The organism is Planococcus sp. TJ-301 (genome assembly GCF_058268475.1).
Genome location: NZ_JBZDOH010000002.1, coordinates 365079 through 381350 on the forward strand (window position 1 = coordinate 365079; position 16272 = coordinate 381350).

The following is a 16272-nucleotide window of genomic DNA, read 5'->3' on the forward strand; positions in this document are numbered from 1 at the left end:
ACCTTTCATTCCTAAGATTCTATATGCATCCATCATCTATTCTAATCTAAAAAAGCAACAGCCACCAAGGGAGAAAGCTTACTGACTGTGTCATTCAGCTGCTGCGGATACCGGGATATGCTTGAACGCTTTGACATCGAAAAGCCCAAGGTCTGTTAGCTTCAAGTCGGGAATGACTGGCAGTGACAGGAACGACAAGGTGAGGAATGCGTTGAAATGGGTGGAAGCTCCGATTACCAGAAGACTTTTATCAAGTTCTTTAAGCTGCGTATAGACCTCTTCAAAAGGTGCTTCGGACATTAGACCGGCAATGGAAAGCGGGAGCGTTGAAAGGACTTTGCCGTTTTCAACAACTGCTAGGCCGCCGCCAATTTGGTGCAATGTTTCCGCCGCCAACAGGATATCGGCGTCGTTCGTGCCGGCTGCAATGATGTTATGCGAATCATGGGCAACTGTCGTAGCAATGGCTCCGCGCTGCAAGCCGAGCCCTTTGGCGATTCCGAGCCCGACATTGCCGCTCGCTTTATGGCGTTCGATGACGGCAATCTTCAAGAGGTCCTGTTCCGGATCTGCCGTGAAAAAGCCTGTGCCTTGTGGAACTTCTTCTATTAAATGTGAAGTAAGAAGGCTGTTTGGATGGATGCCGATAATATGTGCTTTGGCGCCTAGTTGGAGCGGGATGCGTATATCATCGGCCGTTAATGCAGACATATGGACGGTATCCCGAACTTGGTGTGAGCTTGCCCGTTCTGAAGTAGTTCCTGCATAGCGGCCGTTTTTGGCGGCTAGCTTGCCCCCTTTATAAACTTCGGAAATCGTGAAATCCTCTAAACTGTCCAATAAAATGAAATCAGCGTCATAGCCGGGTGCGATGGCGCCTTTTGAAGAAAGCCCGTAGCATTGCGCGGCATTAAAGCTGCCCATTGAAATGGCGGTAATCGGATCGAGTCCCGAGGCGATGGCGACGCGGACATTGAAGTCTATGCTGCCTTCTTCAATCAAGTCATCGAGGTGCTTATCATCTGTGCAGAACAGGCAGCGGGAGGCATTTTGTTCAGTGACTGCCCCGAGCAAAGCGCTCAAGTCTTTAGCAACCGAGCCTTCGCGCAGCATGACATACATCCCTCGTTCGATGCGTGCCAATGCTTCTTCTTTTGTCGTGCATTCATGGTCAGTTAGAATGCCCGCAGACCGGTAGACATTGATGTCATTTGCAGAAAGTCCGGCGGCATGGCCGTCGATTTGGCTGCTGAGCAGCAATTTATCGAGCATGGCGCTGTCAGCGCCGAGGACAGCCGGGAAATCCATAACTTCCGCGAGCCCCAGGACACGGTTGTTTGAAAGAAATGGGCGCAAGTCTTCGGCACTTAATGCGGCACCACTATTTTCAAAAGGAGTCGCCGGTACGCATGAAGGCAGCATGAACAAAACTTCGAGCATCGTGTCCGCCGAATCATCGAGCATAAAGTCGATGCCCGCTGCCCCGCGGACGTTCGCGATTTCATGCGGGTCAGTGATAACGGTCGTTACGCCATGAGGCAAGACGACTTGGGAAAATTGATGCGGCGTGACCATCGATGATTCGATGTGGACATGAGCATCAATCAGGCCAGGGGAAAGGAAGCGTCCGGAGGCATCGATTTCTACGATTCCTTCATAGTCGCCAATTCCGACAATGACACCGTCGACGATGGCGACATCGCCCGATGACAGCCCTTTTGTGAAGACGTTGACAATGCGGGCATTGCGGATGACCACATCCGCCTTTTTGGTTTTATTGGAGGCTTGGATGCGTGCTGTGAGCTGTTGCTTGTTCATGGTTATCAGGCTCCTTTTGAGGGATTCGGTGGGTTTCGAGCTAGTGAAAAAACGGTACATTGCCTAATTTTACAACTCCCGCCAGCGGAACACCAGTTAAAATTCCCGTGGTAATTGCTGATGGAACGCTTGAAGAAATGGGAGTATACTGTCGCTAAAGAAAGATTCAGAAAGGGGATGGCAGAAATGGATAATCGTTCTGACGCTCTGCTTACAACAGCCGCGGCCATCACAATTGACGGTCCAGGCGGGGAAAGTTACATGGAAGACGGTTCGTTTTCGACGCTTGTGTCCTTGCCGCTAGAAATGGGAGGCAGCGGAGAAGGCTTCAGCCCGGCCAAGTTTCTGGCACTAGGCTGCAGCAGCAGTTTCAGTTTCACTTTGGCAACTGTCATGGAAGAAGCGGGGGTTGCGGGCAGGACCCGCATAAGTTGCAAAGTGTCTATGATGCCGGATGGCGCAGATGGGGACTCTAAGTTTGCGATAGCAATGGACGTATCGGTGAGGGGATTGGACCTAAGGCAAGTACAGTCTTTGGCGGACGGGGCATATGAGCGATGCCCCCTTTCAAAAGCGGTGAAAGGAAATGCTGAACTGAAGGTCCGCGTAGTGCCCTATGAAGAAAAAGAGCCGCCGATTTTTGAAGCGGATAGCAAGTGGGCTATTTAAAAATTTGAAGAAAATAACCTAACCTGGAATTTAATGCATCCAGGTTAGGTTATTTTTGCCGGGCACAAGTTTATGGAAGGATTTCGACGTAACCTTCCGAACCGTTGATGCGGATGCGCTGGCCGTCTTTGATCAGGCGGCTGGCATTTTCAACACCTACCACAGCAGGCAGCCCGTATTCCCGTGCGATAACCGCGCCGTGGGTCATGAGGCCGCCCACTTCGGTTACGAGTCCTTTGGCGGAAACAAACAATGGCGTCCAGCTCGGATCGGTAAACGCAGTGACGAGAATATCGCCTTCTGCCAGAGAAGCGTCTTCTATCCGCATAATCACTCGCGCGCGTCCTTCCACAATGCCGCTTGAAACAGCGATGCCCGGCAACGCGCCTGCGGGCATATTGCCAATATCATATTCCCCGGTCAATACTTCACCCTCGGAAGTGATCAAGAGGGGTGGGACCATTTTGCTGTATTGCCGGTAAGCTGCCTTCCGCTCTTCGATAATTTGATAATCCGCGTGGCCTGTATGGAAAAGCTCCTGCAATTCATTGAAGAATAAATAATAGATATCCTCTTTTTCACGGATAGTTCCGCGATCCCGCAACAACGCAGCTTCTTTCATCAATGACTGTTTGTAGATGCCATACCGCTTGATGAAAGAGAATTTCGGATATTCCCGAAAGCCAAGGTAGTTGTCCAAAATGCGGATGCGCTTTTTCAACTTTTTGATTTTTCTTCTGCCTCCACGCTGGCGTTGGAGTCCCCTAACCAGTGCTTGTTCTTTCATCTCCGCTTTGAACTTGCCTTCTTGCAGCCGCGCCGTTTTTTCCTTCGGCCGGAAATTCTGGATATTGCTGACGATTGTAGGAGCTAGAATGGAAGGCTGTTCTATCCAGCGTGTCTGGGTAATATCGATTTCGCCGGCGCAGCGCATGCCGTATTTATCTAGGAAATTTCGATATGCCGCACTGAACGTTTTTCCGCCTTCGAGCTTTTCTAGCGACTCGAAAAAGTTCTTTTTATCTGGATTCTGCAAAAAACGGATGACATCGGGGGAGTTGCGGGCAGCGTCGGCGACATCCAGTAAATCCAAGCCCATTTCAGAAGTAACATTATCCGGAACGGATTGGGACAAAATATCGGCTGCATTTTTATCTCCAAGCCATTTTCCCATGTTTCCGTTGATCCACATCATCGCGTAAATGCTGACCATGATGATTGCTAAGCCTTGTGGATCATAAACATTTTTCTTTAAATTCTTTTGATCCTGTAATAGGAAAGCAAGCAGCTCATCCCCTGAGAAAAGTCCGATTTGCTCGGCAGCCTGCTGGAGAGAAGCCTCATTTTTGGCAATGATTCTTTTGACTAGATTCCGGTCGTTCTTGAAGTAGACATTGAACAATTCAAAAACAAATTTCCAGGATAGCGCACCAGAACCGATTTTGAACATTCTATCCCCGGTTGGCAGCGGCTCTTTTCTTTTCACGAAATCAGCAAGGGCATGGTGCATCTTGATATCGCTTTTGCGCAAACCATTGACAAGCATCATCTTGCCGCTCCAAGAAGCCAGGTCGTGGGATATATCGACATATAAGCGCCCCCCGATTGAATCCAGCGGAATCTCCGGCATGAATCCGAAAAACGACATGCCCAAGGGATTGATGGGCGCTGTCATCATTTGGCGATGGCCGATGGACATGTAGACGCGAAGCGCATCATCCTTTTTGGGCGGTAGCGGGAAGAGGGTAGTAATTGGGCGGCTCTGAAGAATGAAAATCCGGCCCTTATCGATGCACCATTCGATATCCTGTGGATTACGGAAATGGGCTTCAATCTGCCTGCCCAGTCTTTCCAACATCAAAATCTCCGTGTCAGATAAAGCTTGGAGCTGCTGTTTTTCGGATTCGACTGCCCGTTCTTCAGTGCCGCCGCTCGGAACCGGATACACAGCAACTTTTTTCGAATATACTGTCTTTTGAACGATTTCCCCGTTCTGCACTTTGTAATTATCCGCAGAGACGACTCCAGACACCAAAGCTTCTCCAAGCCCATAGCTGGCGTCGATTGAAAGCATTTTCCGATTGGACGAAACCGGATCCGCAGTAAACAGGATGCCGGACACTTGCGGGAATATCATGCGCTGGATGATGACAGCAAGAAAAACATTGCCATGCGCGAAACCGTTTTGGCTCCGGTAAATAGCAGCGCGCTCGGTGAAAAGGGAAGCCCAGCAGCGTCGGACCGCGTGCAAAATCGCATTTGGTCCTATGATGTTTAGATACGTGTCCTGTTGGCCGGCAAACGAGGCAGAAGGCAAATCTTCCGCGGTCGCGCTTGATCGCACAGCGTATTCACCTTGCTCGCCGTATTCGGCGTGGCGGCGCACAATCTCTTGTCTGATGTCTTCCGGAATTTCCGCCGCTTCGATTAATCCACGGATCTTCCCGGCTGCGCTGCTGATGCTAGCAAGATCATCGGCAGGGCACGCGGAGAGGTCTTCGATTGCCTTTTGGATTTCCGGGCTTTCGGCGGTGATTTTTTTGAATGCCGCCGCTGTTACGCAAAAACCTCCAGGCACTGTCACTCCAGGAATCTTTGCCAGCTTCCCAAGGTTCAACCCTTTGCCGCCGACAAGAGGCAAGTCACTGTTTGTGATGTCGTGAAAATCCACTCCATAATTTCGCAAAATAGCTATCCCCTTTCTATTTTGTGTAATTGAACTTATAGATTTTCAATAGCCGAAACATTAAACCAGCCGTAATCCGGCAATTGACCGGGCGGCATGGATGCCGCTTGCTGCTGCGCCGATTGTGCCGCCGCCAGGGAAAATATGGTCGCCGCAAAGGTAAAGGCCAGGGATCCCGGAACGGTGTGAAATGGAATTGAATAAAGCGGAATCGAGCGTTTGCGGAAAGCCGCCGACATAGCCGTTCGGCCTGCCGGTAAAACGTTCCCAAGCTTTCGGCGCTCCTTTTTCAAGATGGACGATGGCATTTCGAAAACCGGGAATCTGACTTTCGATTGCAGCAAGCATCTTTTCAGTAAGGCTTTTACGGGTGGATTTGTATTTGTCCTTGTTATCCCAGTGCCGGGCTTCTGAATGGGTGGAAACGGTCACAGTCCGGAATCCAACCGGCGCCCGCAGCCGATCTTCTGCATGCGATGCAGACATGAAGAAATGCCCACCTTCTGCCAAGCCGTCCCCGGTTGAAATCTGTCGGAACAATGGCAGAGGAACAGCCACTTTCGATTCATCAATGGCCATATAGAGCGTCAGAGTCGTCCAAGTTTCGCTTTGCATGCCTTCAGCGAGCGGCTTTTTCAATTGCTTGATGAGTTCCGGCGATAGCATTTGCGGCAGTAAATGAATCGGCGCATTAACGATAACCGCATCCGCTTCGTAGCCGTTGCCGCGGTGGTCGATTGCGTGCCAACCGCTTTCGCTTTTTTCGAGTTTAAGGACTGTCCGCCTTTTCTTCAGGACACCGTTATTTGCGATCAAGCTGTCCGCCATGATTTCGGCGAAACGGTAAAGGCCGCCCGGTACGTAAAAAGCGCCTTCGTGGTAAATATCAAGCGCTGTAGCAGCCAGGAGATAGGAAACGTCTTCGCTGCCGGTCTGCATACTGTCGATCAAAAGCCCGTCCAACATGTGGCGGAAAGGATGGAGCTGTGCCAGGCCGTAGTGCTCCAACCGTTGCCCGAGTGTCTGATTAAAGTAAGGCAGAAGTTTGACATGAACCGGCCGCACTGAAGAAGCGAGATAAGCCCATTCTTTTGGCGTCGAAGGGGGAAGAGCAGGGAGCGGATCCATCAAAGTCCGGACAACCGCCGCGGTTTGCTGGATTTCCCGATAGAAAGAACGGATCTGTTTATCGTATTCCGGAAAATGCGACACAATGCCGTCAACATGGAGCTTTCTGTCCTTCAAAAACTGGTAAGTGGCTTCGGGATGAACCATTTCCATGACATGGTCGAGCGGTTCCATCGGCAGCGGCGCATCCAGAAAGCGGAATACCCGCTCATGGATGCCGCCTGCCTCCAGCCCCATCCCGAGCGTTGCGCCAGCGGGAAACAGGAATTTATGGCGCTTGAATTTTCCGGCACAGCCGCCGAGTTCTGAAGATGCTTCCAGGAGGGTGACAGCATCGCCATTTTTCGCAAGCAGGGATGCTGCTGTCAGACCGCCGATTCCAGCACCGATCACCAATATTTTTTTGCCCATCCAGAACCCTCCTTTCCTTTTCAAGTTTGTGGCGGGTCCTTCACGCCTGAACGAAGTATCGTATATTTAATAAAATAACATAATAATTATAAAAAGTAATTTTTGAAATTTTTTTGTTTTCATAAATTTTGATTGCGCTTACATTATTATCGTGGCAAAATAACTAATAGATTATCAAGTGAGGAGAGAAAGCATGAAACAACATCAGGAAATACATACACCTTTCTTTCTGGCCATTGTTCCTTTAGTGGCAATGATTGCTGCCATGGCAGTTACAATCATTAAATTCGGAGGCAGCCCGCATGTTCCGCTATTGATCGGAACCGCTGTTGCAGCTTTTATCGCTTGGCGCCTCGGATACAAATGGGATGATATTGAAGAAGGAGCCTATAAAGGCATCCGTATGGCGTTGCCAGCTATTTTAATTATCATCCTTGTTGGCATGATCATCGGTTCGTGGATTGGCGGGGGAGTAGTCGCAACGATGATCTTCTACGGCTTGAAACTGATTACGCCGTCCTTGTTCCTCGTAACGATCTGCATGATTTGCGCGATTGTCACATTGGCGATCGGCAGTTCGTGGTCAACAATGGGCACGATTGGCGTTGCGGGCATGGGCATTGGCATGAGCATGGGAATTCCGGCCGCTATGGTCGCTGGTGCTGTTATTTCAGGATCGTATTTCGGCGACAAAATGTCTCCGCTTTCCGACACGACGAATTTGGCAGCCGGCATTACGGGAACTGACCTGTTCGACCACATCAAGCACATGGTTTATACAACGATACCTGGCTTGTTGATTGCCCTCATCGCCTATTTCTTCTTGGGGCGCAAATTCGGCGGTTCTGCTGTAGATACAGGTGAAATCAGCGCAATCCTGTCAACCCTTGAAAGCAATTTCACCATTTCACCATGGCTTCTGCTCGTACCGCTTGCAGTCATCGTGATGGTCGCAAAAAAGGTTCCGGCTATTCCGGCTTTGGCGATTGGTGTATTTCTGGGCTGGGTTTGCCACGTAGCCGTGCAAGGCGGCAATATCGGCGACGCGGTCAATACACTCCATGACGGTTTCACCATTTCAACCGGCAACACAATGGTTGACGATCTCTTCAACCGCGGAGGCATCGAATCAATGATGTTCACTGTGTCGCTTACCATTGTCGCTATGGTCTTCGGCGGCATCATGGAACAGGTTGGGATGCTGCAATCAATCGTCAACCAGATTTTAAAAGTGGCGCGTTCTGCCGGCAGCCTTATCGCCGCAACGGTCATTTCCGCATTTTTCACCAACGTAACTGCTTCTGAACAATACATCTCAATCTTGCTTCCGGGGCGCATGTACGCTAAAGCTTTCCGGGACAAAAAACTGCATTCGAAAAATCTGTCGCGCGCTTTGGAAGACGGCGGAACCGTTACATCACCGCTGGTTCCATGGAATACGTGCGGCGTCTTCATTCTTGCAACATTGGCAGTGCATCCATTCGCTTATGCGCCATATGCCATTTTAAACTACACGGTACCGATCATTGCGATCATCATGGCTTTTTTCGGCATCAAGATCGAATACCTCAGCGATGAAGAAATCACAGAACTCAAGCGCAAAGAAGCGCTTCAGCTTCAAGATGATCAAGCGGCTTCTTCAGGAACTGTAACAACATAAAGATGGAGCGGCGGCAGCTTAGGCTGCCGCTTTTTTTAATGTCTTCAAATAAGCTTTATAAAAACGAAAGGAGGATGTTAAAAGAAAAAATTAGTATTTTATAGGGTGAGATGGACTGTTTTTATCAAAATTAAAGGTTTTATTATTAAAATAAAAGAAATTAATAAAAAATTCTGACTTTATCACTTGCATAATTGTTTTGAATGTATTATAAATAAGGTGTACAAATGTTATACAAATACTATACAGGAAGAGGAGAGGAAAAAATGAAGAAAATTTTCGCTTTAATTTCACTCGCTTTGCTGCTCGCCATGACGTTAGTGACAGGAGTATCTGCAGATTCACACACGGCCAAGGTTCGGATCGTCCACGCTTCACCAGACGCTCCAGCGGTAGATGTATATGTAAATGGGGATGCGGCATTAGAGAATGTTCCATTCAAAGCGGATTCCGGCTATTTGGATCTGCCAGCTGGAACACATGATGTAGAAGTTTTTGCAACAGGCACAGCGTATGAGGAAGGTGCAGGGGTGCTGCGTGCAGACCTCGCGATTGAAGCAGGGAAAGCCTATACAGTTGCAGCTGCCAATACAGTGAATGCACTTGAATTTGTAGTAGCGGAAGATTCTATGGAAGTAACAGCAGGCAAAACGAAAATCCGCGTCGGCCATTTGTCGCCGGATGCTCCAGCAGTTGATGTAGGATTGATCGGTGGAGATGCAGTATTCAGTGGAGCGGAATTCCCAGGAATCACTGATTACGCTGAATTGGATGCAGGCACTTACGACTTGGAAATCCGTTTGCCGGATGGCACTCAGGTTCTGCCATTGGAAGGAACAGAACTAGCAGCTGATACAGTGTACAGCGTATTTGCTGTCAACACAGCTGATTCATTAGAAGTATTGGCATTAGTGGATTACGAAGCGGCAGGATCGCCAGACGGCATGCCGACAACAGGATTGGGAACACCTAGCCAACAACAAACACCATGGTTATTGATCGCTGGCACGCTGGCATTGTTTGCAGCCAGTGGACTGGTATGGAAAAGACGATTTCAAGAATAAGTTACTGCTGATGCTCGGCCTCCTTGGCGTCCTTGCCGGCTGCCAAGAAGCGGAGGATGAAGTGAGCGTGCGCAGCGAGAACGTCGGATTTGCCGCTGAACCAACAGAGAAAGTGGAAATAGAAGTGAATGTGAAAGCGGCAGCGCCTGCGGGCAATCCAATCAATGCAAGCGCACGGACAGGTATTAAACCCGAGTCGTTGAAAATTCCCGCTATCGGAGTCGACACGTCAGTGCAGCATCTGGGAACTACGAAGACCGGTGAAATGGCTGTGCCGGATGATATAGATGAAGTCAGCTGGTTTTCTCCGGGCTATAAGCCTGGCCAAAACGGCAGAGCTGTCATAGCAGGGCATGTCGACGGCATTGACGGGCCTGCTGTATTTTGGGACCTGTCAGAGCTGCAGCCGGGAGATGAGATCACAGTAGAAGGAGAAGGGCGCCAATTGATATATAAAGTCCATACGATGGAATCCGTTCCGCTTGATCAGGCGGACGTTCCAAAAATCTTTGGCTATTCCTCTTCTCCGGAAATGGTGTTGATCACTTGTTCTGGCACGTACGACTTTTCAAGGGGGACACGGGAGGAAAGGCTCGTGGTCTATGCGAGCTACGCTGGAGAATAACAGCAAAGGCGATTTCACACTTCTTCACTGAAGAAAGTGAAATCGCCTTTTTTATGTGTGAATAAAAGAAATCGGGTTTTTCATTAAATCAGGGGGACGTTTATAACCCCTGTAAAAGGAAATAGGTAGGGTATAGAAGGTTAGGGGGACGGAGCAATGGAATTCCGCATCAATTGGGGTTATAAAACGCCTAAAGGGACCGAGACAGTTTTCCATTCCGAAGAAATGCCAGCCGCCAAAGCGCTGCTTTTGGCTGAAGATCTAGAGCGCACCGGCAGAGTCGAAAACTTGGCGTTCATTGACCGCTATGACAGCAATTGGTCATTAAAAGAACTGAAAAAATATTTGAAAGGCATCGAAACAGAACCGCATAACATCACGGTCTATTTTGATGGCGGCTTTAACCTGGGCACAAACGCATCTGGGCTCGGCTGCGTCATCTATTACGAACAAAGCGGGAAATCCTACAGGATGCGGCGCAATGCCGCTGCAGCAGAGCACCTGTCGAATAATGAAGCGGAATATGCAGCGCTGTATTTAAGCCTGCAGGAACTGGAACTGCTGAATGTTCATGACATGCCGGTGAGCTTTATTGGCGATTCCAAAGTGGTCATCAACCAGATGGATGGGGACTGGCCTGTCATTGAAATCAACCTGGCAAAATGGGCAGACCGCATCGACGGCAAGTTAAAGAAACTCGGCATCCAGCCTAATTACGAACTGGTGCCTAGGAAAAACAACGCAGAAGCGGACCAGCTGGCGACCCAGGCATTGAACGGCATAGATATCGCGGGCACAATCGAAATTGTGAAGGAATAGGAGAAATGCTCAATAATATTCTTAAAAACGTCAGCGCTTTTACACTTAGAGGAGCCCTTTGCAAAAGCAAAGGGCTCCTTATATTGAGCTTTTGAAATTAGATCGTGGCGTCACCTTTTTTGGCTTTTGCCTATTAAATTTCAAATAGTTCACGTTGACTTCCTGCTAGTGCATGATAAATCACCAGTTCGTCATCTTAACTTCAATTTAATGCATATTAAAAGAGATATCTTTTAGTGAAACTGTAGATGGAGGGATTCCGCCGCCTCGGAACTTGTCCTCCTGAAAGGCAATAAAAAGGCTATCGAGAGTATCTCGATAGCCTGCTTTTTTCAATTCTTATAAGGTTTACGGTCCTCGTCAAGGTCATGGTAGGTCAACGGATAGCCCATTGATACCCATTCCGAGCGATGGGCTGCATCCAATTCTGTCAGTCCTTTTTCGGCGGGATCCAAGTCGGCGTTCGGACTTTCTTTCTGGTCTGAGCTTTGGGTGTTGTAATGATCCGGATAGACCCAGAATCTTTTCCCTCGTTTTTTCAAGTAATTCACCAACACGAAAGCACTGGCGCACGATGCGCATACAAGAAAAGCATTTTTTTTATCCATTTGCTGTTCCTCCGTTTAATAGACGTATTGCTATTAAATTCCCGATTAGCTGAAAGTTAATCCTTTTACAGAAGAGATAGCCAAGAATGCTTTTGCTTTAAACCGAAATCATGTCACGCTGTTCAACTAATGCGACCGCTTCAACGACCGCTTGGCGGTTGATGTTCAAGATGTCACACGGGCGTCCGATAACTTCAATTTTGCCGTCTTTCAGCTTCACGATGCGGTCTGCAATTGCGTGGGCATCATTTTCATCATGTGTCACGAAGACGGATGTAATGTCGGCTCTTTTAAGGATATCACGCAGCTCTTTGCGAATTTTCCCTTGCAGTTCAGCATCCAAATTGCTGAAAGGTTCATCCAGCAGGATAAGATGCGGTTTCGGAGCAATTGCACGGGCAATCGCCACGCGCTGCTGCTGCCCGCCGCTCAACTGGTAAGGATATCGGTCTGCGAAGCCTTCTAGTTCCACCAACTCCAGGACTTCCTGCAAGCGTTCCTGCTTCGCCGCTTTCTTGAAGCGGAACAAGCCGAACATGATGTTTTCAGCGACCGTCATGTGCGGGAACAATGCGTAATCCTGGAATACCATGCCAATTCCCCGTTTTTCCGGCTGCAGGAATTTCTTTTCATTGAAAATGACGGTGTCTTGAATGTTGAAAGAACCGTCTTCCGGTTTTTCCAAGCCGGCCAAGAGGCGCAGCACCGTGCTTTTGCCGCTGCCGCTCGGTCCGAGGATCGAAATGACTTCACCTTTTTCGATCGTCATGGAAAATTGGTTCAAAGCTGCAGTTTTTGTATTGGAATAGGAGAAACACACGTTATCGATGGAAATAAACATACTATTTTGGCTCCTTTTCGATAAATTTATAAAAGATGATAATGGAAAGTGCGCTGATCCCTATAATAAGCAATGAAGCTTGGGAAGCTTCCATGATCTTTTCGTCACTGGCGTATTGGAATACTTTCGTTGATAGGGTATCAAAATTGAATGGACGTAAAATCAATGTCAGCGGTATTTCTTTCAAGATGTCGATGAAGACGATGATGAACCCGCTGATGATTGCGCCTTTGAGCATCGGGACATCGACTTTAAAGAATGTCTTTGTAATGCCCATTCCGAGAAGCCTAGAAGCGTCGCGGAAGTTGGTGCCAATTTTGTCATATCCGGACTCGATCGAATTATAGCCGATGGCAAAAAAACGAATGATGTAAGCGGATATTAACATGATTAAACTTACACTCAATACTAAAGTCGTGTCAAATCCAAGAGCTTGATACACAGGGGCGAGTGTGCGGTCAAGGCCGATAAATGCCGTTACCACGGCTACGGCAATGACTGCACCTGGAATGGAATAGCCCAGTATGCTCAAGCGCGGCAGCAGTTTAGCCATCTTGCCGTGGACGAGCCGCCCGAAATTCCCGACTATTAATGCAAATGCAATGATGGCGGTGGCTGCGATTCCGGCGACCGTCACCGAATTTTTTACGTAGGACATGAATTCTGCCATTGGTATCGTACCGAAAGTCAAAATCGTCCAGTCAATCAATTGGATGACTGGGATGAAGAATCCAAGGCTCATAATCACTAGTCCAAAGCCCGTAGCTCCTGCGGCTTTCCAGCCGGTCAGCTGAATCAGCGGCAATGGGCGAACTTTAGTCGTTGAATAGCTGTATTGGCGACGCCCACGCAGCAATTTCTCAATCATCAGGACCAGAATGACAAAGCCCATGAGTGAAGCAGCCAGTTTGATGGATGTTTCAATGTCTCCCAATCCGAACCAGGTTTGAAATATTGCTGTGGTAAACGTCTGGATGCCGTAATACTTCACAACGCCATAATCGTTAAGTACTTCCAGCACGACTAAACTTGCACCACCTATGATGGAGACCCGGGAGATGGGCACCACGACACGGAAGAAAGTGCCCCATGGGCCTTTTCCAAGCACCCGTGACGTTTCGATCAACGACGCGGATTGTTGGGACAGAAAAATTCGTGTGATTGTGTAGACGTATGGATACAAAAAGATCGTATAGATGAAGATTGCACCCGGCAGATTCATGATGTCAAAATAAGAGGGGTTCACTTCCATCCCGAATCGGTCGCGCAGCGTCGTCTGGATGACGCCGGTATAATTGACGATTCCATGATACGTGTAAGCGCCGATAAAAGGCGGGATGGAGAGAGGCAAGATCAAAGCCCATTTCAAAAAATTCCGCATAGGAAATTGATATTGGGCGATCAGCCACGCCAGGCTCAACCCGATGGAAATGGTCAAGACGGCAGTAGCCACAACCAGAATCAGAGAGGTGGATACGAAGGACCAAAGAACATGTTCCTTCATGTGCGCCCAGTTTTCGTTTGTCGGAGTGAAGATTCCGCCGACAATGGTCAAATTCGGCAAAAACAAGAGCGCCATGATGGCCACTGCCGAAAATGTCCACACATTGATATTTTTAAAACTTCTTTGCATCTTCTAAACACCTCTCTATTCCAATCGCAAGAAATCCCGTGCTGCGAAGGGACGCAACACGGGGATTTCGTTTTATTATTTCCAGCCGACTTCGTTGAAGATCAGAATCGCTTTTGAGTTGTTCGTTCCAAGAGCTGACAATGGAATGTCCTGCTCTTTAAACTCGCCCCATGATTTCAGCAATTCAGTTTCTTCGACAGCTTCGTTTACAGGATATTCATAATTCGCTTCTGCAAATGTTCCTTGTGCTTCAGGAGCAGACAAGAACTCAAGCAATTTGAGTGCGTTGTCTTTGTTCTTAGACGATTTTACCACACCCGCGCCGCTGACGTTCACATGCGTGCCTGTAGTTTCCTGGTTCGGGAAGAAGATGCCAAGGTTTTCAGCAACTTTCACTTCTTCAGGGTCTTCCGAGTTAAGCATTTGCCCCAAGTAATACGTGTTCATGATGGCGATGTCGCCAACACCAGCTGCGATGGCTTTCGCTTGGTCGCGGTCTCCGCCTTCAGGATCGCGTGCAAAGTTCTTAACCATTCCCGCTGCCCAGTCTTTCGCTTTTTCTTCACCATCAATTTCGATGAATGAAGCCAGCAATGACTGGTTATAAACATTCTCAGATCCGCGAATCAATACGCGGCCATTCCATTTGTCTTCCGTCAACGCTTCGTAAGTCGATAGTTCTTCAGGAGTCACAGTTTCTTTGTTATAAACGATTACACGTGCACGTTTGGTCAGGCCATACCACATTTGGTCCGTATCCTGAAAGTTTTCAGGAATCTGTTCGTCTAGCAAGTCGCTTGAAACAGCCTGGAACAAGCCGTCGTCTTTAGCACGGAACAAACGCCCAGCATCCGCAGTTAAAAATAGGTCGGCTTCAGTAGCATCGCCTTCACGCTTGATGCGCTCAAGTAATTCATCCGCTTCGCCTTTAATCAAGTTGACTTTAATGCCCGTTTCTTCTTCGAATTTCTTGTAAAGCTCATCATCTACATCGTAATGGCGTGCTGTATATAAGTTTACTTCTTTGCTTTCCGTATCTTTAGGTGCATCGCCTTCTGACGATTCGTTGCCAGCTTCCTGGTTTCCGCAAGCTGATAATAAAAGAAGCATCAAAATCAGTGCAGCGCATAGCATTTTTTTCATGTCTGTCTCTCCCTTTGATTGTTGTAGGAATCCAAATGAAAATGATTCTCAATATCGATTATAAGGTAATGAGAACGTTTGTCAACAGCATCATTTAAAATTTATAAGTCCATTTAAAGAAGGAAATTTATTGGATGCCGCTCACGTAATATGTCGGGAAGTACATGCTTCTCATTATTCCGCATTGATCGTTGATGTGCCGGCGCTTGAAAGCTCTGCGAGAATGAGAAAGCTCATTGGCCAACGCAGACCTTTTTGAAGCAAAAGCAGCAGATTCAGAATTTTGGCAAGTCGTTGACGAGTGTGATGAACGAGCGCGAAATGTAGGGGACATAGCGATTTTTCGCCATGATGATTCCTAAGCGCCAAGGAAATGTATGGGACAGCGACAAAGTTTTGAACGGGCCGTCTTTGACGCGGTCGCAGATCAGTTTAGGCATCAAAGTGACGCCGAGATTCTTTTCGACCATGCCGACAATAAAATCCCATTGCGAGCTCTCATACGCGACTCTCGGGCTAAAGCCCTCGCTTAGGCAGAATTCGATGGTTTTGCTGTTCAAAGTAAATTCTTTACTTAATAGAAGGAAAGGGTCGTCTTTGAAATCAATCAAGTCGACGACCTCACGATCTGCTAAAGGATGTGATTCATGGACCAGCAATTTGATTTCCTGTTCCACAAAAGGCTCGACATCAAATTTTTCAGCGTCGACCGGCAGCATGACAAATCCGAGGTCCACAACGCCTTCCAATACTTTTTGTTCCACTTTGCGGGCGCCGTATTCAGCGATTTCCACAGTGACATCCGGATAGGCGTGTTGAAACTCGGCGATTATCGTCGGGAAAAACAAGGTGCTGATGACAGGCGGTAAGCCGATTTTTATTTTCCCTTTTTTTAAATGCATAACATCGTATAAAGAAGCAGATAAATCATCCAGGCTATTGACGATTTTAGTGGCCTGTTCGTAAACGACTTCGCCGGCATCTGTTAACGTGATCTGGCGGGATGACCGGTCAAAAAGTACGACGTCCATTTCATCTTCCAGGTTTTTGACCATTTTGCTCAAGGTCGGCTGTGTAACATGGAGCGCGAGGGCAGCTTTTGTAAAGCTTTTGTATTTAGCGACTTCTATAAAGTATTTGAGTTGGCGGATGTCCATTTGACTGCTC

Annotated in this window: 13 protein-coding genes; 5 read left to right on the plus strand and 8 right to left on the minus strand. The window is 48.1% G+C overall.

What is annotated here, in order from left to right:
* Positions 1-90: 90 nt before the first annotated feature.
* Complete coding sequence (gene ade / locus AC4EHJ_RS12645; RefSeq protein ID WP_490975984.1) at positions 91-1818, minus strand: adenine deaminase; 1728 nt, start codon at positions 1816-1818, stop codon at positions 91-93.
* A gap of 186 nt (positions 1819-2004) precedes the next feature.
* On the opposite strand from ade, the gene AC4EHJ_RS12650 reads away from it, so the two are divergent.
* Complete coding sequence (locus AC4EHJ_RS12650) at positions 2005-2487, plus strand: OsmC family protein (protein ID WP_490975985.1); 483 nt, start codon at positions 2005-2007, stop codon at positions 2485-2487.
* Positions 2488-2557: 70 nt separating this feature from the next.
* On the opposite strand, the gene ppsA is transcribed toward AC4EHJ_RS12650, so the two are convergent.
* A complete protein-coding gene (gene ppsA, locus AC4EHJ_RS12655) occupies positions 2558-5173 on the minus strand; it encodes a phosphoenolpyruvate synthase (protein ID WP_490975986.1) in 2616 nt (871 codons plus the stop codon).
* A gap of 60 nt (positions 5174-5233) precedes the next feature.
* A complete protein-coding gene (locus AC4EHJ_RS12660; RefSeq protein WP_490975987.1) occupies positions 5234-6712 on the minus strand; it encodes a phytoene desaturase family protein in 1479 nt (492 codons plus the stop codon).
* 193 nt (positions 6713-6905) lie between these two features.
* Here AC4EHJ_RS12660 and nhaC point away from each other — a divergent pair, with 193 nt between their 5' ends.
* The 4 genes from nhaC (at position 6906) to AC4EHJ_RS12680 (ending at position 10880) form a co-directional block, all read left to right on the plus strand.
* Positions 6906-8372 (plus strand): Na+/H+ antiporter NhaC, encoded by a 1467-nt coding sequence (gene nhaC, locus AC4EHJ_RS12665; RefSeq protein ID WP_490975988.1) that lies wholly within the window; start codon positions 6906-6908, stop codon positions 8370-8372.
* 266 nt (positions 8373-8638) lie between these two features.
* On the plus strand, positions 8639-9436 hold the full coding sequence (locus AC4EHJ_RS12670) for a DUF4397 domain-containing protein (protein WP_490975989.1): 798 nt from the start codon (positions 8639-8641) through the stop codon (positions 9434-9436).
* The gene (locus AC4EHJ_RS12675; RefSeq protein WP_490976025.1) at positions 9402-10061 is read left to right on the plus strand and encodes a class F sortase; all 660 of its coding nucleotides are present in this window, start codon (positions 9402-9404) and stop codon (positions 10059-10061) included. Before AC4EHJ_RS12670 ends, AC4EHJ_RS12675 begins: the two co-directional genes overlap by 35 nt.
* A gap of 156 nt (positions 10062-10217) precedes the next feature.
* Positions 10218-10880, plus strand: coding sequence for a ribonuclease H family protein (locus tag AC4EHJ_RS12680; protein ID WP_490975990.1), 663 nt, complete (start codon positions 10218-10220; stop codon positions 10878-10880).
* Positions 10881-11212: 332 nt separating this feature from the next.
* Here the strand turns inward: AC4EHJ_RS12680 and AC4EHJ_RS12685 are convergent, their stop codons facing one another.
* The 5 genes from AC4EHJ_RS12685 to AC4EHJ_RS12705 all read right to left on the minus strand — a co-directional run bounded on the left by AC4EHJ_RS12685 (position 11213) and on the right by AC4EHJ_RS12705 (position 16262).
* Positions 11213-11488: a hypothetical protein gene (locus AC4EHJ_RS12685; RefSeq protein WP_490975991.1), complete on the minus strand. Its 276-nt coding sequence runs from the start codon at positions 11486-11488 to the stop codon at positions 11213-11215.
* Positions 11489-11585: 97 nt separating this feature from the next.
* Entirely contained in the window at positions 11586-12329 is a 744-nt protein-coding gene (locus AC4EHJ_RS12690) for an ABC transporter ATP-binding protein (RefSeq protein ID WP_490975992.1), read from the minus strand.
* Position 12330: 1 nt separating this feature from the next.
* On the minus strand, positions 12331-13962 hold the full coding sequence (locus AC4EHJ_RS12695) for an ABC transporter permease (RefSeq protein WP_490975993.1): 1632 nt from the start codon (positions 13960-13962) through the stop codon (positions 12331-12333).
* Positions 13963-14037: 75 nt separating this feature from the next.
* Positions 14038-15105 carry a Fe(3+) ABC transporter substrate-binding protein gene (locus AC4EHJ_RS12700; RefSeq protein WP_490975994.1) on the minus strand — a complete coding sequence of 356 codons (1068 nt, stop codon included), beginning with the start codon at positions 15103-15105 and terminating at the stop codon, positions 14038-14040.
* A gap of 275 nt (positions 15106-15380) precedes the next feature.
* The gene (locus AC4EHJ_RS12705) at positions 15381-16262 is read right to left on the minus strand and encodes a LysR family transcriptional regulator (protein ID WP_490975995.1); all 882 of its coding nucleotides are present in this window, start codon (positions 16260-16262) and stop codon (positions 15381-15383) included.
* Positions 16263-16272 lie beyond the last annotated feature (10 nt).

Bases quoted from the DNA above. Each gene is read 5' to 3' on its own strand.
- AC4EHJ_RS12660 (WP_490975987.1), bottom strand. From the start codon at position 6,712: ATGGGCAAAAAAATATTGGTGATCGGTGCTGGAATCGGCGGTCTGACA.
- AC4EHJ_RS12690 (WP_490975992.1), bottom strand. From the start codon at position 12,329: ATGTTTATTTCCATCGATAACGTGTGTTTCTCCTATTCCAATACAAAA.
- ade (WP_490975984.1), bottom strand. From the start codon at position 1,818: ATGAACAAGCAACAGCTCACAGCACGCATCCAAGCCTCCAATAAAACC.
- AC4EHJ_RS12680 (WP_490975990.1), top strand. From the start codon at position 10,218: ATGGAATTCCGCATCAATTGGGGTTATAAAACGCCTAAAGGGACCGAG.
- AC4EHJ_RS12695 (WP_490975993.1), bottom strand. From the start codon at position 13,962: ATGCAAAGAAGTTTTAAAAATATCAATGTGTGGACATTTTCGGCAGTG.
- AC4EHJ_RS12700 (WP_490975994.1), bottom strand. From the start codon at position 15,105: ATGAAAAAAATGCTATGCGCTGCACTGATTTTGATGCTTCTTTTATTA.
- AC4EHJ_RS12670 (WP_490975989.1), top strand. From the start codon at position 8,639: ATGAAGAAAATTTTCGCTTTAATTTCACTCGCTTTGCTGCTCGCCATG.
- nhaC (WP_490975988.1), top strand. From the start codon at position 6,906: ATGAAACAACATCAGGAAATACATACACCTTTCTTTCTGGCCATTGTT.
- AC4EHJ_RS12685 (WP_490975991.1), bottom strand. From the start codon at position 11,488: ATGGATAAAAAAAATGCTTTTCTTGTATGCGCATCGTGCGCCAGTGCT.
- AC4EHJ_RS12705 (WP_490975995.1), bottom strand. From the start codon at position 16,262: ATGGACATCCGCCAACTCAAATACTTTATAGAAGTCGCTAAATACAAA.
- AC4EHJ_RS12650 (WP_490975985.1), top strand. From the start codon at position 2,005: ATGGATAATCGTTCTGACGCTCTGCTTACAACAGCCGCGGCCATCACA.